This is a genomic window from Sorangium sp. So ce385 (assembly GCF_051474135.1).
In the GTDB taxonomy this organism is placed as follows: domain Bacteria; phylum Myxococcota_A; class Polyangia; order Polyangiales; family Polyangiaceae; genus Sorangium; species Sorangium cellulosum_D.
This window is the reverse complement of the sequence record NZ_CP150337.1, coordinates 3,748,318-3,772,839: the sequence shown is the minus strand read 5'-3', so window position 1 is coordinate 3,772,839 and position 24,522 is coordinate 3,748,318. Positions and strand designations below refer to the sequence as shown.

Here is a 24,522-nt window from a genome sequence, read left to right as displayed (position 1 = left end):
ACTCCCGCGCTTGCGTCCGAGAGACGCGCCGCGTATCTTCGTCGGTTCGAGAGCCCTCCGCGGCGGTGAAGGCGCGCGGGCCAGCCGAGATCACGCCGTGCAATCGCCCTGGCCCCTCCCGATCGTCGCGCTGACGCCGGCCTCCTGCGGGGCCCTGCTGTGGCGCATGCAGGGCGCAGAGCGGCTCACCGTCATCGTCAAGGCCACGTTCGCCCTCGTCCACGACCGGCACGCGGAGCTCGCCGCCCCGGCGCCGCTGATCCGCTCCGACCAGCTGCGAGAGGGGCGCGGCAGCCTGGAGGAGGCGTGTGAGACGGCGCCCTACCTGCCGGGCGCCGGGGTCCTCGTGCGCGGACACGCGGCCGCGCCCGCGGGGACGACCGCGACGGCGCTCTCGGTGCGGGTCGCGCTCTTCCGCGACGATCGCTGGGTCCTCAACAAGGAGCTCCACGTCTACGGCGAGTTCACGCGGCATGCGCCGAGCCCGCGCCCCTTCAGCCTCGTGCCGCTCGTGTACGAGCGCGCCTACGGCGGCCCGCACCTCGACGCGAACCCCGTGGGCGTGCCCCCAGGGGCTGCGCTGCCGAGCATCTTCGATCCGGTCGACCCGACGCGGCCCGCGGGCTTCGGGCCGATCGCGGGGCACTGGGCGCCGCGGAGAGCGCTCCTCTCGCGCGGCGAGGCGCCCGATCCCCTGGCGCCGGACCTCGATGCCAGCTTCGACTTTCGCTACTTCCACGCCGCCCCCGCGGACCAGCAGATCGAGCGCCTCCGCGGCGACGAGTGGATCTTCCTCCAGGGGCTGCACCCGCACGCGCCGTGGCTCCGGTCCAGGCTGCCGTCGGCGCGCGCGCTCGCGCGGCTGCATCGGACCGGGCCGGCGGGCGACGACCCGGGGCAGCCGGTCGAGCTCGTCGCCGACACGCTGACGATCGACGCGGATCGCCTGCTCTGCTCGCTGATCTGGCGGGGGAACGTCGCCCTCCTGCCGGGCGACCAGCCGGCCCGGATGCGGGTGGTCGCAGGCGTCGAGATGCCCGGGCGGCCCCTCGCCTGGCCTTCGGCCGCGGCGGCGGATCCCGCCTCGTCGCGCCCGTGGCCCCCGGCGGCCGGGCCGGCGTGTCCGGCGCCCGCCCTCGCCGGGGACGGGAGGGGGGCCGAGCGGCGGCCAGCGCCCGACGGCGAGGGCAGGCCCGCGGCCGGCGCGCGCGGCCCGGCGACGGGCGTCGATCTGCGGCTCGCGCCCGTCGCGATCATGGATCCGGGGGGCGCGCTCGCCCCCCGGGGGGCGGAGCTGCCGGCGGGGCACTGGAGCGCCGTCACGCAGCAGGTGACGCGGCTGCATGCGCCGCTGCCACCGCTGCCGTTCTCGCAGCGGCAGGAGCCGCACTGGAGCGCCGTCACGCAGCAGGTGGCGCCGCTGCAGCCGCCGCCTCCCCTGCCCTTCGCGCCCGCGCCCGAGCCGCACTGGAGCGCCGTCACGCAGCAGGTGGCGCCGCTGCAGCCGCCGCCTCCCTTGCCCTTCGCGCCCGCGCCCGAGCCGCCGCCGCGCCCCGAGCCTGCCCCGGGCTCCGTGCCGTTCGCGATGCCCTTCGCCGCTTCGGGGGCCCACGCCGCGCCGCCCGCGCTGCCGCCGCCGGTGCAGCCGCCGCTGGACGGGCTCGACGAGACGCACCCCGTGATCGACCCGCCGCCTGCGCAGGCGCAGCCGGCGCCCCCGCCGGGCGGCGGGGCGGGCGCCGTCGCCGAACTGCCGCCTTCGCAGACCCAACCGCCGCCCGACGAGGCGGGCGCCGTCGCCAGGCCGCCGCCCTCGCAGACACAACCGCCGCCCGACGAGGCAGGCGCCGTCGCCGGGCCGCCGCCCTCGCAGACACAACCGCCGCCCGACGAGGCAGGCGCTGTCGCCGGGCCGCCGCCCTCGCAGACCCAACCGCCGCCCGACGAGGCGGGCGCCGTCGCCGGACCGCCGCCCTCGCAAGCGCCGCCGTGGCCCGCTCCGGTCCACGAAACCGGCCCCGCAGCGGGCGAGACGCGCTCTCCGGACGCCGCGGCGCCCGCGGCCGAGATGCCCGCGCCCGCCAGCGCCACCGCGCCGGTCGACGCGGCACCCGCCGACGTCGCGCCCCCCGACGCCCCCGCGGACGCCTCTCCCTCGGCCCCCGCGCCTTCGGACGCCTCCCCCGCCGAGCCGCCCTCGCCCGAGCCGCCCTCGCCCGAGCCGCCCTCGCCCGAGCCGCCCTCGCCCGAGCCGGAAGCGCGCGGCCTGCGCGCGGCGGTGCTCGCCCGCCTCAAGAGCGGCCAGCCGCTCTACGACCTCGAGCTCGCGGGCGCCGAGCTCGAGGGCATCGACTGGAGCGGCGCCTCCCTCGAGCGCGTCAACCTCGCCGGCGCGACGCTCGCCCGGTGCAACTTCACCTCCGCGCGCCTCGCCAGGGCGAACCTGAGCGGCGCCGACCTCACCGACGCGCGCCTCACCGCCGCCGACCTCACCCGCGCCGATCTCTCCCGCGCCACGCTCGACCGCGCGCAGCTCTCCTCGGCGAGCCTCAGGAGCGCAGACCTCACCTCGACGAGAGGCGCGCACGCGCGCTTCGACGGCGCGTCGCTGGACGGCGCCGACCTGCGGCAGGCGCGCCTCACCGACGCGATCTTCGACGGCGCCAGCCTCGCCGACGTCAACGCGAGCAAGGCGGACCTCTCCCGATCGAGCTTCGCGAACGCGAGCCTCGCCGGCGCCATCCTCCGCGCGGCGAAGCTCAAGGAGGCGAGCCTCCCCCGCGCCAACGTCGATGGCGCCGATCTGCGCGAAGCGGACCTCGCGGGCGCCAACCTCTATGGAGTCAAGCTCGCAAACACGAAGTCGAGCGGCGCGATCCTGCGGTCCATCGTCGAGATACCGCCGGAGGGAGACGACATTAACGTTTCTTCACAAGGTTGACGCGCGGACTCCTTTACGTCTAGCTCCATAGAACGCGCTCCCTCGGGAACGAAGGCGGAGCATTCACCTCCTCGCACCCTGGAAGAGACACGACCATGAGCGACCTCATCACGTTCTCCTCGAGCATCCTGCAAGGCCCGACGCGCGTCGTCGGCTTTCGCGGCGTGGAGGCGATCTCGCGCCCGTATCGGTTCGAGATCTTCCTGTCGATCCCGAGCGAGGGCGAGGACGACACGGACTTCGCCGAGATGGTCGGGGCCAAGGCCCGGCTCTCGATCGACCGCCAGGACGATAAGAATCCGCCTTACGTGTTCACCGGCGTGCTCGCCGGCGTCGACCTCGTGCACGAGTTCGGCGGCCGCGCCCTCCTGCGGGCGGTGCTCGTGCCGCGGCTCTGGGGGCTCACCCTCTCGAAGCACAGCCGCATCTTCACGAAGAAGACCGTGCCCGAGGTGATCAAGCTGGTGCTCGAGGAGAACGGCATCACGGGGAGCGACGTCGAGCTCAACCTCGGCAGCTACGAGACCGAGGAGCACATCTGCCAGTACCGCGAGAGCGACTTCGACTTCATCTCGCGCTGGATGGAGCGGGAAGGCATTTTTTACTACTTCGAGCACACCGAGGACGGCGAGAAGCTCGTCCTCTGCGACGACAAGAGCTACCCCGCAGGGCCGCTCAGCGCGCCGGTCCGCTACCACCCGCAGACCGGCGAGGACCGGAGCGCCTCGGCCTCGTTCCGCACCTTCTCCTGCCAGCACGGGGCGCTGCCGTCGCGGGTGAAGCTCAAGGACTACGACTACGTCCGGCCGCAGTTCCCGCTCTCGGGCGCGGCGCCGGTGTCCCAGTACGGCACCGGCGAGATCAGCCTCTATGGCGAGCGCTTCTTCAGCGCCGACGCCGGCAAGCGGCTCGCCCAGCTGCGCGCGGAGGAATACCTCGCCCGCGAGGCGGTCTATCAGGCCACCGGCTCGCGGCTCCACCTGCGCTCCGGGTACACGTTCGAGCTCGAGGACCACCCGCGCGCGCGGTTCAACACGAAGTACCTCGCGGTCGAGCTGCGCCACCACGGCAACCAATCCGCGGGGCACAGCGACTTCGAGGAGCTCGTCGGGCTCACGCACGAGGAGGTCTATTTCGTCGAGGTCGCGGCCATCCCGGCGTCGACGCAGTTCCGGGCGGAGTCGCGGGCGCCGTGGCCGCGCATCTACGGTTACGAGAACGGCACGGTCGACGGCTCCGCGGCGAGCGAGTACGCGCAGATCGACGAGCACGGGCGCTACCTCGTCAAGTTCAAGTTCGACGAGGCGAGCCCGCGCGACGGCAGCGGCTCCACGTACGTGCGCATGATGCAGCCGCACGGCGGCGGCGTCGAAGGGTTCCACTTCCCGCTGCGCCGGGGGACCGAGGTCGTGCTGAGCTTCCTCGGCGGCGACCCGGATCGGCCGGTGATCTCCGGCGTGGTGCCCAACGTGCTCACGCCGAGCCCGGTCACGAGCGGCAACCACACGAAGAACGTCATCCAGACCGGCGGCCGGAACCGCCTCGAGCTGGAGGACCAGGCCGGGGCGCAGCGCATCACGCTCTCGACGCCGTACTCGAACACGTACCTGCGCATGGGCGCCCCCAACGACAGCCACGAGCTCATCGCCAAGACCGACGCCAACAGCGTGTGGGACTCCGGGAGCAACTTCGACGTGAACGTCGGCAAGCAGGGCGGCGGCAACTGGTCGGTCAACGTCCGCGACCACGTCACGATGGACATCGAGGCCGGCAACTACATGGCCAAGGCGAACGCGGGGGGCATGGAGTTCTACGCGGCGCAGAAGGTGACCTGGGAGAGCGCCGGCGAGGGCAAGGCCATCCTGGGAGACAAGACCGATCTGATCAAGGGCAACCACACCGTCCTGCGCATGGGCGAGTTCCTGGTCTGGACCGGCGGAACGGTGACCGCGGCGACGTACGGCGACAGCACGACCTACACGGTCGGCAACGTGAAGACGGTGAACTACTCCAACACCGAGGAGACCAAGCAGGGCAATTTCAAGAGCGTCGTCCACGGGAACACGAACGACGAGAAGCACGGCAATTTCAAGACGACCACGAAGGGCTCCGTCGTCTCGCAGACCGTCGGTTCGACGGTCGACACCAAGTTCGGCATGTTCATCTCGGTCGCGGCCGGCTTCGTCTTCGACGTGAAGGCCACCGCGAACATCAACATGTCCCTCGGCGGGGCGTTCGAGCTGAAGGCGGCGTGGAACATGGAGACGACGCTCGGCTTCAAGCTGACGGTGAACGCGGCGGGCTCGAACGAGAACACCCTCGGGACCAAGGTATCGACGAACGCGGGCGTGACGCTCGACATGAAGTACGGCACCACGGTGACGGCCAAGGCGGGCGCAGAGCTCGTGATGGAGAACGCGCGGCTCATCAAGCGGAACGTCACCATCGAGTCCCTGCCCACATCCATCCGTTCGCGGGCGCTGTCGCTGCAAAAATCCGGATTCACTGTTATCTGACGGGCGCGGTGACGGGCGCCGAGGCGGAGCAGGGAGCGACACGAGACATGATGAGCAAGCGATCCGGCGCCGGGGACGGCCCGTCGGTGGGAGCGATGCCCGACCTGACAGGGGCGCGGGAGGCGCTGCGCGGCGCCGACGTGGAGCTGGAAGCGACGCTCCAGCGGGCCCTGTCCGAGGGGCCGGCCGATCCCCGCGCGGCGCTCGCGGACGCCGTCCGGGCGCTGCGGCAGGCCGCGAACCCTGCGCAGAACGGGCCCTCGGGCCTGGGCGGCGGCGCGCCCGCAGCCGGCGCCGGCGGCGCCCTCCTGCGCGAGATCGCCGCAGGCGCGGCGCTCGCGGCGGCGCACCGGGCGACCGAGGAGCCGGCAGATCCAGAGAGCGTGGCCAGGGGGCGCCGCGCGCAGGCGGCCCTCTCCGCCGCGCCCGCCTTGACGGAGCGGCTCGTCCCCGCGGAGGTGCTGGAGGCGCGCGCGCCGCGGGCCGAGCCGTCCCTGCGCGCCGCGGTGGAGCGGGCCGCCGCTGCTGGCGAGTCGCTCGCCCGCCGGGATCTCCAGGGCGCCGACCTGCGCGGCCTGGTCCTGGCGGGGGTCGACCTGAGCGAGGCTTCGCTCGAGGGCGCGGACCTGTCCGGCTGTGATCTCTCCGGGGCGAACCTCGCCGGGGCCGATCTCACCCGCGCCCGGCTGGAGGGCGCCCGGCTCCCGAACGCCAGCCTGCGTGGAGCGCGGCTCGCGGAGGCCCAGGCCAGCGGCGCGGTGCTGAGCGGCGCCGATCTCCGGGGCGCGGTGCTCCAGAGGGCGTGGCTCGAGGGGGCGCGCCTGTCCGGCGCCGATCTGCGCGGCGCCGATCTCTTCGGCGCGATCGCGCGGGGCGCCGACCTCGACGGCGCCCGCGCGGACGCTTTGCTCTTCTCGCACGTCGACCTCACCGGGGCGCGCTTGCCGCGCGCGAACCTCGAAGGAGCGGTCTTCTTCCGGTGCGAGGCGGCAGGGGCGGACTTCGCCGAGTCGCTGCTCGAGGGCGCCACGCTCACCGGCGTCCGCGCCGAGCGCGCCAGCTTCCGCAAGGCCCGGGCGCGCGCGCTCCGGGTGGATCCGGCGACCACGCTTCGCGGCGCCGACCTCTCCGAGGCGGCGCTCGATGGGGCGCGCCTCCGCGGGATCGACCTGGAAGGCGCGCGCCTCGACGGGGCCTCGGCGGACGGCGCCGACCTGCGGGGATCGCGCCTGCGCGACGCGAGCCTCACCGGCCTCGCCGGCCACGCGAGCCTGGACGGAGGCCGACCGTGACGCGCGTCGTGCGGCCCATTCGCCTCTCGCTCAACCAGCGCGTCGTCACGATCCGGCGCGCGAACCACCTCAGCGTGGGCCTGATCATGTACTTCCCCCTCGAGGCGCCGGAGGTGGCCTTGCCCGAGGTCGGGATGTGGCAGCAGGTCGCCAGGGCGCTGGGCAAGGACGCGATCCTCGACGAGGGGTTGCCCAAGCCGCGGGGCGAGGTCCTCGTCTTCGGCCGGGCGTACGCCCCCGGCGGGCGGCCGCAGCCGGCGTTCTCGGCGCGGCTCCAGGTGGGTCGCGACGAAGCCCCCCTCGTCGACAAGAGCCTCTATGTCATCGGCAAGCGGCGCTGGCAGCGCGGCGGCCCGACCGAGCCCGAGCCCATCACCGAGATGGACCTCGCCTGGGAGAACGCCTTCGGCGGGCCCGACTACCCGCCCAACCCGAAGGGCATGGGGCTCGCTCCCGTCGACGAAGACGGGGCCCGGGTGCACCTGCTCCCGCGCCTCGAGCACCCGCAGCACCTCGTGACGTCGCCCGGCGATCGGCCGCCGCCCGCGTGCTTCGGGGCGCTCGACCCGACGCTCGCCGGGCGCATGGCCAAGATGGGGACCTACGGATCGAAATGGGTCGAGCAGGACTTCCCCGGCTTCGCTCGGGACCTCGATCCCGAGTACTTCCAGGTGGCCCCCGAAGATCAGCGGCTGCCCGGCTATTTCGAGGGGGGAGAGCCCCTCGTGCTGGAGAACATGCACCCCACGAAGGCGCGCCTTCAGGCCAGGGTGCCCAGCGTCCGCGCGCGCTGCTTCATCCAGCGTGAAGGGGACGCCGCGGCGCGCGGGGATGCGCCCCTGGAGGAGGTCGCGACGCGCCTGGAGACCGTGATCCTCCTCCCCAACGTGGAGCGGGGCGTCGCGATCTTCCGCGGCGTGATCGACGTCGCCGAAGACGACGCGGCGGACCTGGCCGTGCTCCTCATCGCCCTCGATCGCGCCGACGCCCCGAGGCCGGTCGAGCACTACCGCGAGGTGCTCGCGCGGCGGCTCGACAAGGAGAGGGGCCATGTCCACTCCCTGCGCGACAAGGATCTGCTGCCGCAGGCCGATCCGGGCGCGCCGGCCGTCTCCTTCCCGGACGACCGCCTGAGCGACATGGACGAGCTGCTCGCGCGGCGCGGGCACATGGAGCGGCGATCGCGCGCGCGCGCGCAGCGCGAGCTCGATCGAGCGCGCGCGGCGGCGGTGCTGCTCGGCCAGGAGCCGGACGAGGCGCTGCCGGCGGAGCTGCCAGCCGCCCCGGAGCCGCCCGGGCTCGACGAGATGGCCGAGTTCGTGGAGCGCATGGAGGCCGAGGCGGGCGCGCTCGCGAACGCGGCGGAGGCGGAGAGGCTCTCGGCCGAGGAGCAGGCGCGGAGGGCGTGCGCCGACCAGGGCATCGACTTCGACGCGATGGTCGAGAAGGGCCGGCGCGAAGGGGGCGGCCCGCCGACGTTCCGCGCAGCGGAGGAGATCGCGCGCCTCCGCGAGCTCGCGGAGGCGGGCCGCGTGGGGGGCGTTCCGATGGAGGACCTCGAGGCGAAGCTCGCGGATCCGGCCTTCCTCGACGGCCTGCACCGCACCGAGGCGGCGCTGCTCACGTCGTACCGCGCCTCCGCCCACCTGCTCGCGCCCGCCGCGCCGCGGGGCGAGGCGGCCCAGTCCGCCCTGCGCGCGGACGTCGAGCGCGCCCTCGCCGAGGGCGCGTCGCTGGCGCGGCGCGATCTGACCGGCGCCGATCTGCGGGGCCTGCGCCTCGCGGGCGCGGACCTCCGCGAGGCGCTGCTCGAGGGCGCCGATCTCACGGCGTGCGATCTCGCGGGGGCCGAGCTGTCGGGCGCGGTGCTCGCGCGCGCGCGGCTCGAGCGCGCGGCGCTGACCGGCGCCCGGCTCGTCGAGGCGAACCTCGGCGAGGCCGAGCTGGCCGGCGCGATCTTCGAGGGCGCCAGGCTGTCCAGGGCCAACCTCCACAAGGCCCGGCTCGCGGGGGCGCTCTTGTCGAACGCCGACCTCGAGGGCGCCGATCTCTACGAGACGGTCCTCTCGGGCGCGGATCTCCGCGGCGCGCACGCGGACGACGTGCTCTTTTTCCGGGTCGATCTCTCGGAGGCGCGCTTCGCGGGCGCGAAGCTCCGGAAGGCGACCTTCTTCCAGTGCACGGGCCGGACGATCGATTTCAGCGACGCGCTGCTCGAGCAGGCGACCTTCGTGCAGATGCGCGTGGAAGGCGCGTCTTTCCGGCGGGCCCGCGCGGCGAACCTGCGGGTCGTGCCCGCCTCCGCGCTGCCGGGCGCCGACTTCTCGGAGGCCGAGCTCGCCGCGGCGCACCTGCGCGGCGCCGACCTCGCGGGCGCCAGCTTCGAGGGGGCCGCGGCCGACGAGGCGGATTTCAGCGAGGCGAACCTGCGCGGCGCGCGCCTCGCGTCGCTCCGCGGCAAGGGAGCGCGGTTCATCCGGGCCGATCTGACCGACGCGGACCTCTCGAGCGCCAACCTCATGGACGCCATGCTGCAGAAGGCCAAGCTCGCCGGGGCGAACCTCACCCGGACGAACCTCTTCGCCGCGAACCTCCTCCAGGCCAAGGGGGACGAGCGGACGACCTTCGCCGACGCCCACATCAAGCGCGTGCTCTTCACGAGGCAGGACGGATGAACCGCGACGAATTGACCGAGAGGGTCGAGGCAGGCGAGCCGATCATCGAGGAGAGCCTCGCCGGGCTCGACCTCTCCGGGCTCGACCTGTCGGGGGTCCTCTTCGAGAAGGTCTCGTTCCGGGGCGCGACGCTCGCGGAGGCCAACCTGGAGGAGTCGGTGCTCAGCGCGTGCGACCTCGCCGGCGTCGACCTCGCCGGCGCCAGGGCGCGCCACAGCGCATGGACCCAGTGCGCGCTGCTCGGCGCCTCGTTTTCCCGCGCCGATCTCCAGTCCGCCGACTTCGTGGAGTGCGACGCGTCGGGCGCCTCGTTCGACGGCGCCGGGCTGACGCTCGGGAACATGGTGAAGGGGCGCGCCGACCGGGCGAGCTTCCGCGCGGCGAACCTCGACCGCTTCGCGTTCGTGGACACCGAGGTGGCAGGGATCGTGCTCGAGGAGGCGAGGCTCCATCAGGCGTGCCTGCTCAACGCCGACCTGTCCACGGCGCGGCTGCGCGGCGCCTCGATGCACATGACGGTGCTCGCCGGGGCGCGCCTGCGCGGGCAGGACCTCTCGGGCATGAACCTGACGCTGGCGCAGCTCACGGACGCCGATCTCGCCGGGTGCGACCTGCGGAGCGCCACGCTGATCCAGGCGAATTTCAAGGGCGCAGATCTCACGGCGGCGAAGCTCGACGGCGCGAGCGCCGAACGGGCCATCTTCTTCGGCGCGCGGCTCGCGGGCGCGTCGGCCGCGGCGCTCCGGGCGCGCCAGGCCATCTTCATGGAGGCCGATCTCGAGGCGGCGAACCTCGGCGACGCCGACCTCTACCAGGCCATCTTTCAGCGGGCGAAGTGCCCGCTGGCGAGCCTCCGCGGCGCGGATCTCACCTACGCAGACTTCTCGCACGCGAGCGTCGAGAAGGCCGATTTTTCGCACGCGAAGCTCTTTCGCGCTCGCTTCCACCAGGCGCGGGACGCGGGCGCGGTCTTCACGAGCCGAGCCGCGGCGCTCGGCGACGACCAGGAGCTCCTGGAGGCCGAGCGCTGGACGCCGTGAGGGGATCCTCCTTTATCGACAGCGGGAGACAGACGATGCGAGACAATCTGGCGAGACAACGGATGGAGACCCTCGCGACTCAGGAGGTCGGCGCGGTCATCGGGGCGATGGGCCGGACCTTCCAGGTGCGCGTCGGGTCGGGCGACTACGCGGCGAAGCGCGCGGTGAGCTGCCTCGTCGAGCCGGAGCTCGGCGATCGCGTCCTCGTCGCGCTGCACGACGGGGGGTGCCACGTGCTCGCCGTGCTCGACCGCGAGCGCGAGGCGCCGACGCGCCTCGTGGCCGAGGGGGATCTGCAGGTGAGCACCCCGGGCGGGCGGTTCACGATCACCGCGGAGGAGGGCGTGAGGATCGTCACGCCGGCCGAGGCGGCCGTGGCCGCGGGCAAGGTGCGGGTCGCCGCCGACGAGGGCTCGCTCGCCCTCGGGGCGCTGACCTACGTCGGCGAGCAGCTCGTCGCGCAGGTGAGCCGGGTGAAGACGGTCGCGCGGTCGGTCGAGTCGGTCGCGGACCGCTGGGTGCAGCGCCTCGACCGGGCGTACCGCTTCATCGCCGAGTCGGAGCAGGTGCGGACGCAGTACTATGAGGTCAAGGCCAAGGCGGCGGTGAACATCAAGGCGGAGGCGACGCTCGTCTCCAGCGGCGAGCTCACCAAGATTGACGGTGGGCAGATCCACCTCGGCTGACAGGAGGCACCGATGTTCGCGAATTCGCAGATGGGAGGCATGGCCCTCGGGGGGCCGGACGTGTGCCTGACGCCTCCGGCGCACCTGCCGGTGCCCTACCCCAACCTGTCGGCGCAGCCGATGGGGGTACCGGCGGTCTACAACGTGCTGCTCACGTGCGCGCCGGCGCACAACATGATGACGCAGGTGCCGCTGACGAACGGCGACAACGCCGGCCTGGAGATGGGCCTGGTCTCGCACACGGTGATGGGCCCCTCGCGGCACGTCACCGCGGCGTTCACGGTGCTCATCGGCGGCGCGCCCGCGACGCGGATGACGAGCATCACGACGCAGAACTCCGTCAACGCGGTCGGGGTCAGCCTCGTCCCGAGCCAGGTCAAGGTGCTGCTCCTCGCCCCGTAGCCCGCCCATGAAAGAGCACAACCGGCTCCGCATCGAGCGCCTCACGGCCCGCTACGCGCGGCGCATCGAGGAGGCGCGCGCGCCCGCGGAAGCCGATTTCCTCCGCGAATTCGATGACTTGCGCGAGCGCGTGCTCCGCCCTGCGATGGAGGAGTTCGCCGCCGAGCTGAGGAGGGCGGGCCACGCGCCGCGCATCGTGATCGACGAGGGGCACGACACGCCGAGCATCGAGCTCGCCCTCGGCCTGCGCGAGGCCAAGGCGAGCCGCAACGTGGTCGGCTTCTGCGTCATCCGCTGGGCCGGCTACCCGCTCCAGATCCTCGCCTACCTCGAGGTCAACCCCACGCCGTTCGATCTGGAGCGGTTCGCCCGCGCCGCGGACGTCGGTCCGGACCGCGTCGAGCAGCTCCTCGTCGAGGCGATCGAGCAGATCATGGTGTGCAACGCGCCCTGAGCGGGGCCGGAGCAGCGGAGTCAGCAGGAACGGAGTCCGCCGGAGGCGGCGGCGGGCAGAGCTCGGCGCGGAAGCGGAGGCGCGGAGTCAAGGGCCGGCCGTTCAGCGACAGGGGTGGGTTTCGGGGCTATGCTCCGCGGATGAGTACCCAAGAGCTCAGCGCGGCGAACTTCGAGCAGACGGTCGAGTCGAACGACATCGTCCTCATCGACTGGTGGGCGCCCTGGTGCGGCCCCTGCCGGGTCTTCGCTCCCGTCTTCGAGAAGGCCTCCGAGAAGCACACGGACATCGTGTTCGGGAAGATCAACACCGACGAGCAGCAGGAGCTGGCCCAGGCGTTCGGCATCCGCTCGATCCCGACGCTGTTCATCTTCCGCGAGAAGGTCCTCCTGTTCGCGGAGGCGGGCTCCTTGCCCGCGTCGGCGCTCGATCAGGTGATCGAGAAGGTGCGCTCGCTCGACATGGACGAGGTGCGCGCGAAGATCGCCGAGGAGGAGGCGAAGGGCGCCGCCGACGGAGGCCAGGCCGCCGAGGGGGCTTGAGGCACAGACGGGCGCGAGGGAGCGGCGGGCGCACCGGGGGGAGCGCCGGTGTCCTCCTACCGGGATTGGCGCGCTGACGCCGCGAGGAACGCGGCGAGCCGCGACGCGGCGTTCTCCCGGAGGTTCATGAAGAAGAGCTGGAACTCGATCGCGTGGTAGTTCTCCTCGCCGAGCACGCGGTCGAGGATGCGGCTCGGCAGGTCCCGGGGCGTGGCGCCGACGTCGTGCACGATGAGCGTGCCGTCCACGCACTGGGCGTCGCCCGCGAGCCCCGCGCGCGGCGCCCTGTCGTCGCTCTCGAGGAACACCGCGCCCGGGTTCAGGTCCGCGGGCGCGCGGGCTCCGTCCGTTCGCCAGGACAGCGGGTTGGTGCAGAGCCGCTCCCGTGGGTCCGGTCGGTGCATCTCGAAATCGGTCGGCACGTACGCTGCCCCGCGCGCGTTCCACGCGACGGCACAGTGGACGTCGTCGGCCGCCCGGCATGGTGGAACGTCGGGCGCGCGCTCGCGCAGCCCGTCGACGGTGACGGCGCCGCCGATGAGGTAGGCCGCCACGAGCTGCTCCCGGAGCGCGGTGCCGGAGATGGCCTCGCGCAGCAGCCGCTCGGCCATGACGGTCCCCTGGCTGTGGGCGGCGAGGAGGAACGGGCGGCCGGCGCCGCGCCTCGCGTTGAAGGCGTCGAACGCGCGCCGGACGTCGCCGTAGGCCACGTCGATCGCGCGATCCCCGTCGGCGGAGGAGCGCGTGAACGCCATGCCGTTCGCCTGCCGGTACCGGGGCGCGTACACCGCGCAGCAGCCGTTGAACGCCGTCGCCTGGATCCCTGTCGCGCCCCGATCGGTGGCGTCGTTGACCGCGGCGTCGCTCGTGTCGGCGTTCCAGGAGCGGCCCACGTAGGAGGTCGAGTGGACGTAGAAGACGTCGGCGGCGGCGCGGCGCTGGTCGACCGCCGGCGCGGAGGGAGGCGCCGCGTCGCCGGCGTCGTCGCGCTCCGGGAGCGCGCTCCAGCTCCGCGGATCCGCGTAGTCGGGCGCGGGCGGCAGCGCCGCCGCGTCGAAGGGAGCCCCCGGCGTCAGCGCGCGTCGGGCCACCGCGCCGACGTTCAGCGCCGCGATCGCCCCGCAGGCGACGATGCCCAGCGCGACCCGGAGCGCGATCTTCACCGATCTCTTCATGGGGATACCTCGCCTCGGGGCCTCTGGACTACGTGGTGGTCTTGGCGCCGCGGTAGTCGGTGGCCCCGGGGATGGCGGGCAGCCAGGGCACGCGGTGCACGGTCCAGAGCTGGAACGACGGCGGCGGCAGGTCGCCCGGCCGGTCCAGCGTGCCGAGGAAGATGTCGAGCTCCCGGGCCCCGTCGCGGCGCCAGAAGAGCGACGAGCCGCAGATCGCGCAGAACTGGCGGATGGCGAAGCTGGACGACCGGTACGTCGCGGGGGCGCCGGAGAGCAGCTCGAACTGCTCGTCGGGATAGGTGGCGAACGACGGCATCGGCGCGCCGGTCTGGCGCCGGCACTGGCTGCAGTAGCAAACGTTGACGCTCGCCGGGGCGCCGCGGGCGCGGTAGCGGATCGCGCCGCACAGACAGCCGCCGGTGTGGTGAGCCTCGGTCATGGACGTCGCCTCCTTGCTCCTGGAACTCGCGCTCGCCAGCCTGGCCCCGGCCGGCGCGCCGCGCAACCGGCGCGCGGACGCGGCGCGGCGGCGCGTCACGCCGCGGCCCGGAGCGGCCGGCAGAGCGCAACACCGAGGGCGCAGCCGACGGCGTACAGCGCGAAGTCGGCGGGATCGAACCCGCCGTTCGCGCCGAGCAGGAGCCGCCCCGGGGTGGTGCTGCGCGCGGCCCACAGCCAGGGCAGCTCGCTCAGCTGGAGCAGCTCGATCGCGCACGTCGCGGCGAAGACCGCGAGCGCAAGCCGGTGGGTGCGGGCGGAGATCCACACGAGCTGCGCCGCGGCGATCCATACGACCTCATAGAGCACGGCGCCGGCGCTGTTGCGCAGCCAGACCGGACCGCCGTGGAACCGCGCGGCCAGGCCGACGGGAACGACGGCGACGATGAGGAGGGCCAGCGCGAGGCGCTTGCGGGCGGCTTCCGGCATGCACCGAGCCTAACCGCAGCCTCTCCGCCAGTGCAGCTTCCGGCAACCGGTCAGGACCCCGAGCTCGCCGTGCGCGCTGCAGGAGAGTCGCCGGCCGTCCGATTGGAATTGACAAGCAAAATGTGAACGCTCACAATGCCTTCCTCAAGGGCATCCATGCTTTGCCACGGTCGTGGCAGGAGGATGCCTCACCGACGCAGAAGCTCGCCCGATGTCCGGCGCAGCGCGAGCCATGGGCCGAGTTCCTTACCTCACTGGCCGGTTCGACCGGCTCGGATCTGCACCGTTTGCAGCAGGAGCGACGATGAAGCTTGCGAGGTTTGCCGCCGCCGCGGTGGCCATGGCCCTGGCCGCGGGCACGAGCGCCTGCGACTCCAGCGAGAAGACGGCCGACAAGGGTGCGTCCGGCGCCAAGGCGGGCGTCCTCGTCGGCGTCAGCATGCCGACCAAATCGTCGGAGCGGTGGATCTCCGACGGCAACCACGTCAAGGCGGCGCTGGAGAAGCTGGGGTATCAGGTCCACCTGCAGTACGCGGAGAACGACATCCCGACTCAGGTCAACCAGATCGAGACCCAGATCACCAAGGACGCCAAGCTGCTCATCGTCGCCTCCATCGACGGCACGGCGATCACCACGCAGCTGCAGCAGGCGGCGGACAAGAAGATCCCGGTCATCGCGTACGACCGGCTCATCCGCAACTCGCCGAACGTCGACTACTACGCCACCTTCGACAACTACAAGGTGGGCGTGCAGCAGGCCACTTCGCTCCTCGTGGGCCTCGGGTTGAAGAAGGAGGACGGCTCCGACGGCGCCGCCCAGGGTCCGTTCAACATCGAGCTGTTCGCCGGCTCGCCCGACGACAACAACGCGACCTTCTTCTTCAACGGCGCCATGGACACGCTCAAGCCCTACATCGACAAGGGCACGCTCGTCGTCAAGAGCGGTCAGAAGGACTTCAAGACCGTGGCCATCCTCCGGTGGGACCCGGCGACCGCGCAGAAGCGCATGGAGGATCTGCTCACCGCGACGTACACCGGCGGCGCGAAGGTCGACGGCGTGCTGTCGCCCTACGACGGGCTGTCCATCGGCATCCTGTCGGCGCTGAAGAGCAACGGCTACGGCGCCGGCGGGCAGAAGTACCCGATCGTCACCGGGCAGGACGCCGAGAAGGCGTCGGTCAAGTCGATCATCGCCGGCGAGCAGTTCGCCACCATCTTCAAGGACACTCGGCACCTGGCAGAGGTCACCGTGAAGATGGCCGACGCCGTGCTCAAGGCCGGCAAGCCCGAGGTGAACAACACCAAGGACTACGACAACGGCAAGAAGGTGGTGCCGTCGTACCTGCTCGAGCCGGTCATCGTGTACAAGAGCAACTACAAGAAGGTGCTGGTCGACAGCGGTTACTACAAGGAGGACGAGCTCAAGTAGCCGCGCCGCAGCGCCGGCCGCGCGGGGCCGGCCGGCGGGCATCGCGCCGCGCGACGCCGGCCGCCGCGCCGCCTGGGACCGCAGCCGGGCCGGCGCCGCCCGGCTCGCGCGTGCGACCCCCTCAAGGAGGCAGACCGGGATGGCCGACGACGCGATCCTCGAGATGCACGGAATCACCAAGACGTTCCCGGGCGTCAAGGCGTTGAAAGACGTCAGCCTGTCGGTGCGCCGCGGCGAGATCCACGCGATCTGCGGCGAGAACGGCGCCGGCAAGTCCACCCTGATGAAGGTGCTCTCGGGCGTCTACCCGCACGGCTCGTACGCGGGTGAGATCTACTTCGGCGGCGAGCTCTGCAAGTTCTCCAGCGTGCGGGACAGCGAGAAGCGCGGCATCGTGATCATTCACCAGGAGTTCGCGCTGAGCCCCCACCTGTCCATCGCCGAGAACATCTTCCTCGGCAACGAGCGGGTCCACCGCGGGCTGATCGACTGGAACCGCACCAACGCGGAGGCCGAAGCCCTCCTCGCCCGGGTCGGGCTGCGGGAGAACCCGGTGACCCCCGTGATGGACATCGGCGTGGGCAAGCAGCAGCTGGTCGAGATCGCCAAGGCGCTGTCGAAGCGAGTCCGGCTGCTCATCCTGGACGAGCCGACCGCCGCCCTCAACGACGACGACTCCGCGCATCTGCTCGACCTGATCCGGGGGCTGCGCGACGACGGCATCACCAGCGTGATCATCTCCCACAAGCTGAACGAGATCGAGGCCATCGCCGATTCGACGACGATCCTGCGCGACGGGCGGACGATCGAGACGCTGGACATGAAGAGCGGTCGGGTGACCGAGGACCGGATCATCGCCGGCATGGTCGGCCGGGACCTGGAGCACCGCTTCCCGCCGCACGAGCCCAAGATCGGCCCCGAGGTGCTGCGGATCGAGGACTGGACCGTGCACGACCCGCTCCGGCGCGGGCGGGTGGTCGTGTCGGGCGCGAACCTCACGCTGCGCGCCGGTGAGATCGTCGGGCTGGCCGGCCTGATGGGCGCGGGCCGCACCGAGCTGGCGATGAGCGTGTTCGGGGGCAGCTACGGCGTCCGCGCCGGCGGGCGGATGTTCAAGGACGGCCGCGAGATCCGCCTGCGATCGGTGAGCGACGCGATCGACCAGGGCATCGCGTACGCGACCGAAGACCGGAAGGCCTATGGCCTGAACCTGATCGAGGACATCAAGCGCAACGTCTCGGCCGCCGCCCTGCGGAAGCTCGCCGAGCTGGGCTGGGTCGACGACAACGAGGAGTACCGCGTCGCCGACGAGTACCGGAGGCGGCTGAACATCAAGGCCCCCAGCGTGCTCACGGTCACAGGCACGCTGAGCGGCGGCAACCAGCAGAAGGTCGTCCTGGCCAAGTGGATGTTCGCGGACCCCGACGTGCTGATCCTGGACGAGCCCACCCGCGGCATCGACGTCGGCGCCAAATACGAGATCTACACGTTCATCAACGCGCTCGCCGACCAGGGCAAGGCGATCCTGGTCATCTCGTCGGAGCTGCCCGAGCTGCTCGGCATCTGCGACCGGATCTACGCCATGTCGGCCGGACGGATCACCGGTCAGCTCGACCGCGCCGACGCCACACCGGAACGGCTGATGCAATACATGACCAAGGCAAAGGAGTAGCGGCGAGATGGCCAGCCTCGCGCCCACCGGCAGCACGGCGCCCACCAGCAAAGCCCTGCCCGCCGACATGCAGTCACCTCCCGAGCGGCCGCTGAACCACCGGTTCTCGATCAACCTGCGGCAGAGCGGCATCTACGTCGCTTTCGCGCTGATCGTCGCGCTGTTCACGGGCCTTACCGGCGGTCAGCTGCTGGCGCCCCAGAACATCTCGAACATCATGGTCCAGAACTCGTACATCCTGATTCTGGCCATCGGGATGATCTTGATCATCATCGCCGGCCACGTCGACCTGTCGGCCGGCTCGGTCGTGGCGGCGACGGGCGCGGTCGCGGCCGTGCTGATGGTCGAGAACCACGTGCCCTGGCCGCTGGCGGCCGGCATCACCGTCGTCGTGGGCGCCCTGATCGGCGCCTGGCAGGGCTTCTGGGTCGCCTACTTCCGCATCCCGGCGTTCATCGTGACGCTCGCCGGAATGCTCCTGTTCCGCGCCGTGACCCTCACGATCCTGGGCAACCAGGGCATCGGCCCGTTCCCGGACGAGGTGCGGACGCTGGCCAACGGCTTCACCGAGGGGTACCTGGGCAACGTTCGCCTCGGGGCGCTCGGCGGGGCCGACGTGGTCACGCTGCTCGTCGGGGCGGCCGGCGTGGCCGGCATCGTGGCCACCCAGTGGCGCGCCCGGGCCGCGCGGCTCGGCTACAAGCAGCAGGTGGACGCGCTGCCGGTGTTCGTCGCGAAGCTCGCCGCCGCGTCGGCCGTGGTGATGTTCATCCTCGTGCAGCTGGCCCGGTTCAAGAACCTGCCCTGGGTGCTGATCCTGCTGACGGCCCTCGCGCTGGGCTACACGCTGCTGACCAACCGGACGGTCTTCGGCCGCCACATCTACGCGGTGGGCGGCAACGTGCACGCCGCGATGCTGTCCGGGATCAAGGTCAGTTGGGTCACCTTCTGGATCTTCGTGAACATGGGCGTGCTCGCCGCGGTCGCGGGGATCATCTTCGCCGGCCGGCTGAACCAGGCGGGCCCGACCGCGGGGATCAACTTCGAGTTGGACGCGATCGCCGCGGCCTTCATCGGCGGCGCCGCCGTGCAGGGCGGCGTCGGCAAGGTGGCCGGCGCGATCACCGGCGGTCTGATCATGGGGGTGATCAACAACGGCATGTCGCTGATCGGCTCCCCGTCCGAGCGGGTGATGCTCGTCAAGGGCCTGGTGCTGCTCGCCGCGGTGGCCTTCGACGTGTGGTCGAAGCGACGCGCCGGGGCGACCCGCTGACCGCCCGCGCCCCGCTCCATCAACCCCAGTACGACACGGCACGTCGCGCCCGCCGAGGCGATATGGCACCTCACGCGCCGCCGCGCGCGGGGCGGAGCGCGAGCGGTGCGGTGCCGGCGAGCAGCCCCGCCGCGAGGGCGACCACGCCGCCGAAGCCGACGCAGGCGCAGCCGAGGGCGCCCGTCAGCGCGGCGACGCCGCACGCCGAGGCCCAGGAGGCCCCGAGCCGGTCCGACCGGCGGAGCGCGCGCGAGAGCAGCACGCCGGCGGCGACCCCGCCCGCCATGCAGGCCGGGACGCAGATGGAGACGCACCCCTCCGGCGTGCAGAGGTGACCGTAGACGCGCGCGGCGTGCGCCGCCGCGAAGGGCACGAGCCCCGCCGCGACGCCCGGGAGCACGCCCCGCCCGAGCTCCCGCCCCCGCCACGAGAGCAGCGCCGCGGCGACGTAGAGCGCCGCGCCGATGATCGCGGTGGTGAGCGGGCGGTCGCTCATCAGCGCGGCGACGAGCGCCACGGCGAGCGTCGGGGTCGCCGCCCACGCCGCCTGTCGCGCCCTCCCGCGCTCGTAGGCTCGATAGGCCCTCTCCTTCAGGCCGGCGAGCGCCTCAGGTTCCATAGATCCTCCTCCACGCCTCCCGGAGGCGGGCAAATGCGCGCTCGCGGCGCTTGCGGAACGCCGCGCCCGACACCGATGGATCGCGATCCCCCTCCAGCAGCGTCGCCCTCAGCGTCTCGCGATCCGCCTCGCCCAGCGCGCCGAGCACCTCGCGCGCCGCGTCGTCCAGATCCCGGGCGATCGCCGCGTCTTCCGGCGTGGGCGTGTCGGCCGCGAGCGACGGGAGGTGCTCGTCCGGCGCCTCCCGCGATCGGGTCCGCCGCCGCCGCGCCGTGCGGCACTCCCACGCCGCGATGGCGAGCGCCCAGGTGAGCGCGTCCGCCTCGGGATCGAACGAGCTGGCGCGGTCGAACACCTTGAGGAGCGCCTGCTGCGCCGCGTCCTCCGCGTCCGCGTCGCCCCCGAGCATGCGGCGGCAGAACGCGCTGATCGCCGGCCAGAGGGCGGCATAGACGGGGTCGAACGCCGCGCGATCGCCGTCGGCGAGGCGCCTCATCGAGGCGTTGAGCAGCGATCGCGCGCGCGGTTCCAAGGGGCTGGGGCCTCAGCCGCAGGGGCAGTCCGGGCACGGGCAATCCGCGCACGGACAGCCGCCGGCGAGCTGCGTTCCAGCATAGGCCATCGCCGGGATGCCGAGGACGGCCGCGAACAGGGTCACCTTGAGCCAACGACGCATGGGAGGTCTCCTTGTCTTCTCCGGCCGGCGGTCCTCACCGGCCTTCCTCGGCTCTAGGCGCGAGCGGGGCCGAGCGTGACACCCGCGCGATCGAAAATCGCGGCGACCGGACACGACCGAAAATCGTGGCGACCGGACACGACCGGGCCGACGCGCGCGCCGGCCGCCGCGGCCGTGCCCGATCTGGCGTGCGAGCGGCCGCGGATCTGCTCCCTGCCGGGGCATCGCCGGCCACCGCCTCCGCACTTGGCAGATCATTCCGCCGAGCAGGCTCGGCGTGCTAGGGTGGCGCGCCTATGTCCGGCCGCTCGTGGTTCGCCGCCGTCGGCGTGCTCTGCCTCGCTTGCACGCCGTCGCGGCACGACGCCGGCTCGGGCGCCGACCCGGCCGGGCCCGCGGGCGTCGCGGTCGCAGAGCCCTCCAGCGAGCGCCCGGCAGCCGATCCCGGCGCCGCCGGGCCGATCGTCACCCCCGAGCCGCCGAAGGCTCCGGCCGCCGCGGCCTCGCTCGCCGCGGCCGAGGCGGCGCCGGAGGTCCCCTCCCGCGTGTACGCGAAGACCCGCGAGGTGTGGATCCGGTCTGCGCCGAGGCCGAAGGCCCAGTGGATCGGCTATCTCTCGATCGGCGGCTCGGTCCGCCTGAAGAGCCCCGAGCCCGTCCGGGCCGCCGGCGATTGCCCGGCGTTCTACGCCGTGGAGCCCCGCGGGTACGTCTGCGTCGACGGCGAGCGCGCCACCCTCGACGCGGCCGATCCCATGCTGAAGACGCTGAGCGCGCACGCCCCGCTCGTCGATCAGCCCCTGCCGTACCGCTACGGCGAGTCGCTCGGCCTCAAGCGCCTCTTGAACGTCGAGGGCGTCGACGCGCCGGCGTGGCCCGAGGGGATGCACGACCTGCGGCACATGCAGGTCCGCCCGCGCTCGTCGGTCGCATGGACGAAGGAGGTCGAGGCCGGCGGGGCGACGTGGCTCTGGGCCTCGGATCTGACGTTCGTGCCGAAGGACAAGGTGAAGCCGTATGAGCCCGCCACCTTCCAGGGGGTCCACCTCGGCGCCGACGAGCGGCTCCCGATCGCTTTCTTTCGCCGCAAGCCGCGCCCCAAGTACCGCCTCACCGAGGAGAACCAGCTCGCGAAGACGGACGCCGTGTGGGAGCGCCTCGACCGGGTCGGGCTGACGGGCAAATCGCGGCGGGTCGGCGAGCTGACGTACCTCGAGACCCGCGACGACGGGCACTGGGTGCTCGAGCGAGACGCGGTGGTGATCAAACCGCGGAAGTCGAAGAACCCGTGGGGGCGCCGCATCCAGCTCGGCGGCGCGGCGCCCGCGGCGCCGGCCGAGGGGCCGAGGAACACGTGGATCGAGATCGCGGCGCTCGAAGGCTGGCTCATCGCCTACGAGGACGACCGGCCCGTCTTCGCGACGCTCATCTCGGCCGGGCGCAACGGGGCGGAGGAGCCGGAGAGGGCCGAGCCGTTCGTGCCGCCCTCCACAACCCCGCTCGGTCAGTACCGCATCAACCGCAAGTGGGTGACGAAGACGCTCATCACCCCTCACGTCGACGAGGACGACTGGATCGAGGCGGAGGTGCCGTGGAGCCAGCACTTCTTCAGCAAATACCTCCTCCACGCGGCGTACTGGCACAACAACTGGGGCGACGGGCAGAGCGGCGGTTGCGTGAACCTCTCGCCGGTCGACGCCAAATGGCTGTTCCACTGGACCGAGCCCCCCGTGCCGGAGGGGTGGTATGCGGTCCAGGTCACGCGCAAGGACCCGTCGACGCGCCTCGTGATCCACCGCTGATCGCCGCGGCCGAGCGCGAGGCGCGCGCGCGCCGCGCGCGCGAAGGCGGCTATTTCACCGGGACACAGCCGGCGGCGCCCGCGTCGCCCGCCGCGGCCATGCGCCGCATGCAGAGCTTGAGGCCGGCGCGGAGGTTGCCGACGGTCGTGACGCCGGACAGGTCGAGCCCGAGCGCGATCATCGTCTGGGCCACGTTCGACCGGATCCCGGTGACGATCCCCTCCGCGCCCAGCAGCCGGATCGCCTTGATCATCTCGATGATGTACCCGGCCGTCCGCGTGTCGACCGCGTCGACGCCCGTGAGGTCGAGGATCGCGTAGCGAGCGTCCTTGTTCACGATCGCCGTGAGCAGGTTGTCCATCACCTCGGCGATCCGCAGGCTGTCCACCACGCCCACCATGGGCAGGGTCAGCACCTTGTCCCAGACCTCGATGATCGGCGTCGACAGATCGCGGATGACCCTCTGCTGCTTCTCGATCAGCTCGAGCTTGTTCCGGAGCTCCTGCTCTCGCTGCCTCGCCGGGGTGGCGTCCATGGTGATGCTGACGGCGCCGGGCTCCCCGCCGTGGCGCACGGGGACGTACCATGTCTCCCAGGTGAGGCCGTGCGCCTCGGTGACCGTGTGCGACCGTTTCCCCTCGATCGCCTGCCGTATGGCCTCCACCCCCTCCGGCGCCCCCGCATAGAGCTCGTAGACGCTCTTGCCGAGGTGCTCCCCCGGCCGCACGCCGGAGGTCTCCAGCCCTCTGCCGTCGTGGAACCTGAAGATCCCCTCGCGATCGTACCTGCACACGGCGACCGGGAGATTCTCGAGCACGGCCCGGAGGAGCAGCTCCGCCTCTCCGATCTCCGCCTCGGGCTCGTTCTGGATCTCCGCACCCGCCGCGGCCGACGCCTCGTCCCCCGCCATGAGAGCTTTTTACCCCGCGCGCGCGCTGGCCGTCGAGCGTTTGTCGACGGTGGACGGCAAGTTTCGTGAACCCATCGGGGGAAACATCGCACCGTTTGCTGAGCCCGCTTGGTCCTCGCAGACGCGATGTCCCGATGAAGCTATCGAGGCCCGCAGTCGCCGTGCCGCCACGCCGCGCCGCGCCGCGAGGCCGGGCGCGGCGCGGCGCGGCGCGGTGCGGGTTGACATGGTGTCCGAAACACACAAAGCTTCGTGTCCAGGTCACACGGAGGTCCGGATGTCCGTCGCATACGAGCACCCACGGCCGGCATTGACGGTGGATTGCGTCGTGTTCGGCCTCGACGAGGAGGATCTGAAGGTCCTCCTCATCCGGCGGGAGCTCGAGCCGTTCCGCGGCCGGTGGGCGCTCCCGGGCGGCTTCGTGCGCGTCGACGAGTCGCTGGACGACGCCGCGCGGCGGGAGCTCGCCGAGGAGACGGGGCTCTCGGGGGTGTACCTGGAGCAGCTCTACACCTTCGGCGCGCTCGGGCGCGACCCGCGCGAGCGCGTCGTGTCGGTGGCGTACTACGCGCTCGTGAAGCTCGGGGACCACCGGGTCAAGGCGGCGACCGACGCCCGCGAGGCCGCGTGGTTCTCGGTGGACGACACGCCGGCGCTCGCCTTCGATCACGAGGAGATCTTCTCGACCGCGCTGGAGCGGCTGAAGGGCAAGGTGCGGTATCGGCCGATCGGGTTCGAGCTCCTGCCGCCGAAGTTCACGCTGTCGCAGCTCCAGCGGCTCTACGAGAAGATCCTCGAGCGCCCGCTCGACAAGCGCAATTTCCGCAAGAAGGCCCTCGGCACCGGGCTGCTCGTGGAGCTCGACGAGGTCGAGCAGGACGTCGCCCACCGCGCCGCGCGGCTCTACCGGTTCGACCGGCGGAAGTACGAGCGGCTCGAGAAGGACGGGTTCAGCTTCGAGATCTAAGGCCCGTCCCTAGCGAAGCGCACAGCCCCGCGTGCGACGTTGCATACGCGCCGGCGCGCGGCGCGCAAGCGCTCCGGGCGGCTGTCTGCATGCACGGATTCGGGGTGCTTGTAGGGCGTGGGGATGGCGAGGCTCAACGCCCCCAATGGGTCGCTTCAAACGTTGAGCCCCGCTCGGGCGTCGCGGCCATCACCGACCGGGGTCGGGATCGTTCTACTCCGAATGAATAGAGCTCACATCGTGCAGCCCGCCGGAGAACAACGACATGTGCCCACCTTCGCAAGGGTCGAAGATGCCCTCGATCGTCACAAGACGGCGATTACACCCGGCCCCCGGCGCTCCGGCGGCGTCCCACCACAACGCCTTCATGGGCGGTACGAGGGCACGCACGTCACAACGCGGCGCACGCTTGCCGTCGAGGGCTGGCTTCTTTGTGCTCACATCGCTGATATAGAGCCCGTGATCTTCAAACTCGTTCATCAAGAAGGCGCGAAGCCGCACACGTCGCCCAGCAAACCTCTCGG

22 protein-coding genes are annotated in these 24,522 nt (G+C 72.2%); 14 read left to right on the top strand and 8 right to left on the bottom strand.

Features of this window, described 5'->3' with window-relative positions; translation table 11 throughout:
* Nucleotides 1–97: 97 nt before the first annotated feature.
* The 9 genes from WME83_RS14105 (at nucleotide 98) to trxA (ending at nucleotide 12,548) form a co-directional block, all read left to right on the top strand.
* Nucleotides 98–2,941, top strand: coding sequence for a DUF2169 domain-containing protein (locus WME83_RS14105; RefSeq protein WP_437319802.1), 2,844 nt, complete (start codon nucleotides 98–100; stop codon nucleotides 2,939–2,941).
* Between the two features lie 95 nt (nucleotides 2,942–3,036).
* Complete coding sequence (locus WME83_RS14100) at nucleotides 3,037–5,457, top strand: type VI secretion system Vgr family protein (RefSeq protein ID WP_437319801.1); 2,421 nt, start codon at nucleotides 3,037–3,039, stop codon at nucleotides 5,455–5,457.
* 47 nt (nucleotides 5,458–5,504) lie between these two features.
* Complete coding sequence (locus WME83_RS14095; protein ID WP_437319800.1) at nucleotides 5,505–6,749, top strand: pentapeptide repeat-containing protein; 1,245 nt, start codon at nucleotides 5,505–5,507, stop codon at nucleotides 6,747–6,749.
* Complete coding sequence (locus WME83_RS14090) at nucleotides 6,746–9,424, top strand: DUF2169 domain-containing protein (RefSeq protein ID WP_437319799.1); 2,679 nt, start codon at nucleotides 6,746–6,748, stop codon at nucleotides 9,422–9,424. The genes WME83_RS14095 and WME83_RS14090 overlap by 4 nt, the downstream gene beginning before the upstream one ends.
* Nucleotides 9,421–10,464 (top strand): pentapeptide repeat-containing protein, encoded by a 1,044-nt coding sequence (locus tag WME83_RS14085; RefSeq protein WP_437319798.1) that lies wholly within the window; start codon nucleotides 9,421–9,423, stop codon nucleotides 10,462–10,464. The genes WME83_RS14090 and WME83_RS14085 overlap by 4 nt, the downstream gene beginning before the upstream one ends.
* Nucleotides 10,465–10,526: 62 nt before the next feature.
* A complete protein-coding gene (locus WME83_RS14080; protein ID WP_437319797.1) occupies nucleotides 10,527–11,150 on the top strand; it encodes a DUF3540 domain-containing protein in 624 nt (207 codons plus the stop codon).
* A 12-nt stretch (nucleotides 11,151–11,162) separates the two neighbouring features.
* Nucleotides 11,163–11,552, top strand: coding sequence for a DUF4150 domain-containing protein (locus WME83_RS14075; RefSeq protein ID WP_437319796.1), 390 nt, complete (start codon nucleotides 11,163–11,165; stop codon nucleotides 11,550–11,552).
* Between the two features lie 7 nt (nucleotides 11,553–11,559).
* Nucleotides 11,560–12,006, top strand: coding sequence for a hypothetical protein (locus WME83_RS14070; protein ID WP_437319795.1), 447 nt, complete (start codon nucleotides 11,560–11,562; stop codon nucleotides 12,004–12,006).
* A gap of 140 nt (nucleotides 12,007–12,146) precedes the next feature.
* A complete protein-coding gene (gene trxA / locus WME83_RS14065) occupies nucleotides 12,147–12,548 on the top strand; it encodes a thioredoxin (RefSeq protein ID WP_437319794.1) in 402 nt (133 codons plus the stop codon).
* 56 nt (nucleotides 12,549–12,604) lie between these two features.
* Here trxA and WME83_RS14060 read toward each other — a convergent pair whose 3' ends face one another.
* The 3 genes from WME83_RS14060 to WME83_RS14050 all read right to left on the bottom strand — a co-directional run bounded on the left by WME83_RS14060 (nucleotide 12,605) and on the right by WME83_RS14050 (nucleotide 14,650).
* The gene (locus WME83_RS14060) at nucleotides 12,605–13,723 is read right to left on the bottom strand and encodes a DUF3089 domain-containing protein (protein ID WP_437319793.1); all 1,119 of its coding nucleotides are present in this window, start codon (nucleotides 13,721–13,723) and stop codon (nucleotides 12,605–12,607) included.
* Between the two features lie 28 nt (nucleotides 13,724–13,751).
* Nucleotides 13,752–14,162, bottom strand: a complete 411-nt coding sequence (locus WME83_RS14055) for a GFA family protein (protein WP_437319792.1) — start codon at nucleotides 14,160–14,162, stop codon at nucleotides 13,752–13,754.
* Between the two features lie 95 nt (nucleotides 14,163–14,257).
* The gene (locus WME83_RS14050) at nucleotides 14,258–14,650 is read right to left on the bottom strand and encodes a DUF2809 domain-containing protein (RefSeq protein WP_437319791.1); all 393 of its coding nucleotides are present in this window, start codon (nucleotides 14,648–14,650) and stop codon (nucleotides 14,258–14,260) included.
* A 304-nt stretch (nucleotides 14,651–14,954) separates the two neighbouring features.
* On the opposite strand from WME83_RS14050, the gene chvE reads away from it, so the two are divergent.
* From chvE to mmsB, 3 genes are all read left to right on the top strand, one after another.
* A complete protein-coding gene (gene chvE / locus WME83_RS14045) occupies nucleotides 14,955–16,079 on the top strand; it encodes a multiple monosaccharide ABC transporter substrate-binding protein (protein WP_437319790.1) in 1,125 nt (374 codons plus the stop codon).
* A gap of 139 nt (nucleotides 16,080–16,218) precedes the next feature.
* Entirely contained in the window at nucleotides 16,219–17,751 is a 1,533-nt protein-coding gene (gene mmsA / locus WME83_RS14040) for a multiple monosaccharide ABC transporter ATP-binding protein (RefSeq protein ID WP_437319789.1), read from the top strand.
* 7 nt (nucleotides 17,752–17,758) lie between these two features.
* Nucleotides 17,759–19,024, top strand: a complete 1,266-nt coding sequence (mmsB, locus tag WME83_RS14035) for a multiple monosaccharide ABC transporter permease (RefSeq protein WP_437319788.1) — start codon at nucleotides 17,759–17,761, stop codon at nucleotides 19,022–19,024.
* Nucleotides 19,025–19,094: 70 nt separating this feature from the next.
* On the opposite strand, the gene WME83_RS14030 is transcribed toward mmsB, so the two are convergent.
* From WME83_RS14030 to WME83_RS14020, 3 genes are read right to left on the bottom strand one after another with little or no spacing between them, the layout of a single operon-like run.
* Nucleotides 19,095–19,643, bottom strand: coding sequence for a hypothetical protein (locus WME83_RS14030; protein ID WP_437319787.1), 549 nt, complete (start codon nucleotides 19,641–19,643; stop codon nucleotides 19,095–19,097).
* Nucleotides 19,633–20,175 carry an RNA polymerase sigma factor gene (locus WME83_RS14025; RefSeq protein WP_437319786.1) on the bottom strand — a complete coding sequence of 181 codons (543 nt, stop codon included), beginning with the start codon at nucleotides 20,173–20,175 and terminating at the stop codon, nucleotides 19,633–19,635. The genes WME83_RS14030 and WME83_RS14025 overlap by 11 nt, the downstream gene beginning before the upstream one ends.
* Before the next feature lie 12 nt (nucleotides 20,176–20,187).
* Nucleotides 20,188–20,319 (bottom strand): hypothetical protein, encoded by a 132-nt coding sequence (locus tag WME83_RS14020; protein WP_257792777.1) that lies wholly within the window; start codon nucleotides 20,317–20,319, stop codon nucleotides 20,188–20,190.
* A 296-nt stretch (nucleotides 20,320–20,615) separates the two neighbouring features.
* Between WME83_RS14020 and WME83_RS14015 the strand changes: the two genes are divergently transcribed.
* The gene (locus tag WME83_RS14015) at nucleotides 20,616–22,121 is read left to right on the top strand and encodes a L,D-transpeptidase (RefSeq protein ID WP_437319785.1); all 1,506 of its coding nucleotides are present in this window, start codon (nucleotides 20,616–20,618) and stop codon (nucleotides 22,119–22,121) included.
* 49 nt (nucleotides 22,122–22,170) lie between these two features.
* Here the strand turns inward: WME83_RS14015 and WME83_RS14010 are convergent, their stop codons facing one another.
* Nucleotides 22,171–23,031: an STAS domain-containing protein gene (locus tag WME83_RS14010; RefSeq protein WP_437319784.1), complete on the bottom strand. Its 861-nt coding sequence runs from the start codon at nucleotides 23,029–23,031 to the stop codon at nucleotides 22,171–22,173.
* A 277-nt stretch (nucleotides 23,032–23,308) separates the two neighbouring features.
* Here WME83_RS14010 and WME83_RS14005 point away from each other — a divergent pair, with 277 nt between their 5' ends.
* Complete coding sequence (locus WME83_RS14005; protein WP_437319783.1) at nucleotides 23,309–23,998, top strand: NUDIX hydrolase; 690 nt, start codon at nucleotides 23,309–23,311, stop codon at nucleotides 23,996–23,998.
* Between the two features lie 213 nt (nucleotides 23,999–24,211).
* On the opposite strand, the gene WME83_RS14000 is transcribed toward WME83_RS14005, so the two are convergent.
* Complete coding sequence (locus tag WME83_RS14000; protein ID WP_437319782.1) at nucleotides 24,212–24,478, bottom strand: hypothetical protein; 267 nt, start codon at nucleotides 24,476–24,478, stop codon at nucleotides 24,212–24,214.
* Nucleotides 24,479–24,522 lie beyond the last annotated feature (44 nt).

Excerpts from the sequence above, each read along its gene's own strand:
- WME83_RS14020 (WP_257792777.1), bottom strand. The coding sequence starts at position 20,319 with ATGCGTCGTTGGCTCAAGGTGACCCTGTTCGCGGCCGTCCTCGGCATC.
- WME83_RS14055 (WP_437319792.1), bottom strand. The coding sequence starts at position 14,162 with ATGACCGAGGCTCACCACACCGGCGGCTGTCTGTGCGGCGCGATCCGC.
- WME83_RS14005 (WP_437319783.1), top strand. The coding sequence starts at position 23,309 with ATGTCCGTCGCATACGAGCACCCACGGCCGGCATTGACGGTGGATTGC.
- WME83_RS14100 (WP_437319801.1), top strand. The coding sequence starts at position 3,037 with ATGAGCGACCTCATCACGTTCTCCTCGAGCATCCTGCAAGGCCCGACG.
- WME83_RS14060 (WP_437319793.1), bottom strand. The coding sequence starts at position 13,723 with ATGAAGAGATCGGTGAAGATCGCGCTCCGGGTCGCGCTGGGCATCGTC.
- WME83_RS14085 (WP_437319798.1), top strand. The coding sequence starts at position 9,421 with ATGAACCGCGACGAATTGACCGAGAGGGTCGAGGCAGGCGAGCCGATC.
- chvE (WP_437319790.1), top strand. The coding sequence starts at position 14,955 with ATGAAGCTTGCGAGGTTTGCCGCCGCCGCGGTGGCCATGGCCCTGGCC.
- mmsA (WP_437319789.1), top strand. The coding sequence starts at position 16,219 with ATGGCCGACGACGCGATCCTCGAGATGCACGGAATCACCAAGACGTTC.
- WME83_RS14030 (WP_437319787.1), bottom strand. The coding sequence starts at position 19,643 with ATGGAACCTGAGGCGCTCGCCGGCCTGAAGGAGAGGGCCTATCGAGCC.
- WME83_RS14095 (WP_437319800.1), top strand. The coding sequence starts at position 5,505 with ATGATGAGCAAGCGATCCGGCGCCGGGGACGGCCCGTCGGTGGGAGCG.
- trxA (WP_437319794.1), top strand. The coding sequence starts at position 12,147 with ATGAGTACCCAAGAGCTCAGCGCGGCGAACTTCGAGCAGACGGTCGAG.
- WME83_RS14075 (WP_437319796.1), top strand. The coding sequence starts at position 11,163 with ATGTTCGCGAATTCGCAGATGGGAGGCATGGCCCTCGGGGGGCCGGAC.
- WME83_RS14010 (WP_437319784.1), bottom strand. The coding sequence starts at position 23,031 with ATGGCGGGGGACGAGGCGTCGGCCGCGGCGGGTGCGGAGATCCAGAAC.
- mmsB (WP_437319788.1), top strand. The coding sequence starts at position 17,759 with ATGGCCAGCCTCGCGCCCACCGGCAGCACGGCGCCCACCAGCAAAGCC.
- WME83_RS14000 (WP_437319782.1), bottom strand. The coding sequence starts at position 24,478 with ATGAACGAGTTTGAAGATCACGGGCTCTATATCAGCGATGTGAGCACA.
- WME83_RS14080 (WP_437319797.1), top strand. The coding sequence starts at position 10,527 with ATGGAGACCCTCGCGACTCAGGAGGTCGGCGCGGTCATCGGGGCGATG.
- WME83_RS14050 (WP_437319791.1), bottom strand. The coding sequence starts at position 14,650 with ATGCCGGAAGCCGCCCGCAAGCGCCTCGCGCTGGCCCTCCTCATCGTC.
- WME83_RS14015 (WP_437319785.1), top strand. The coding sequence starts at position 20,616 with ATGTCCGGCCGCTCGTGGTTCGCCGCCGTCGGCGTGCTCTGCCTCGCT.
- WME83_RS14070 (WP_437319795.1), top strand. The coding sequence starts at position 11,560 with ATGAAAGAGCACAACCGGCTCCGCATCGAGCGCCTCACGGCCCGCTAC.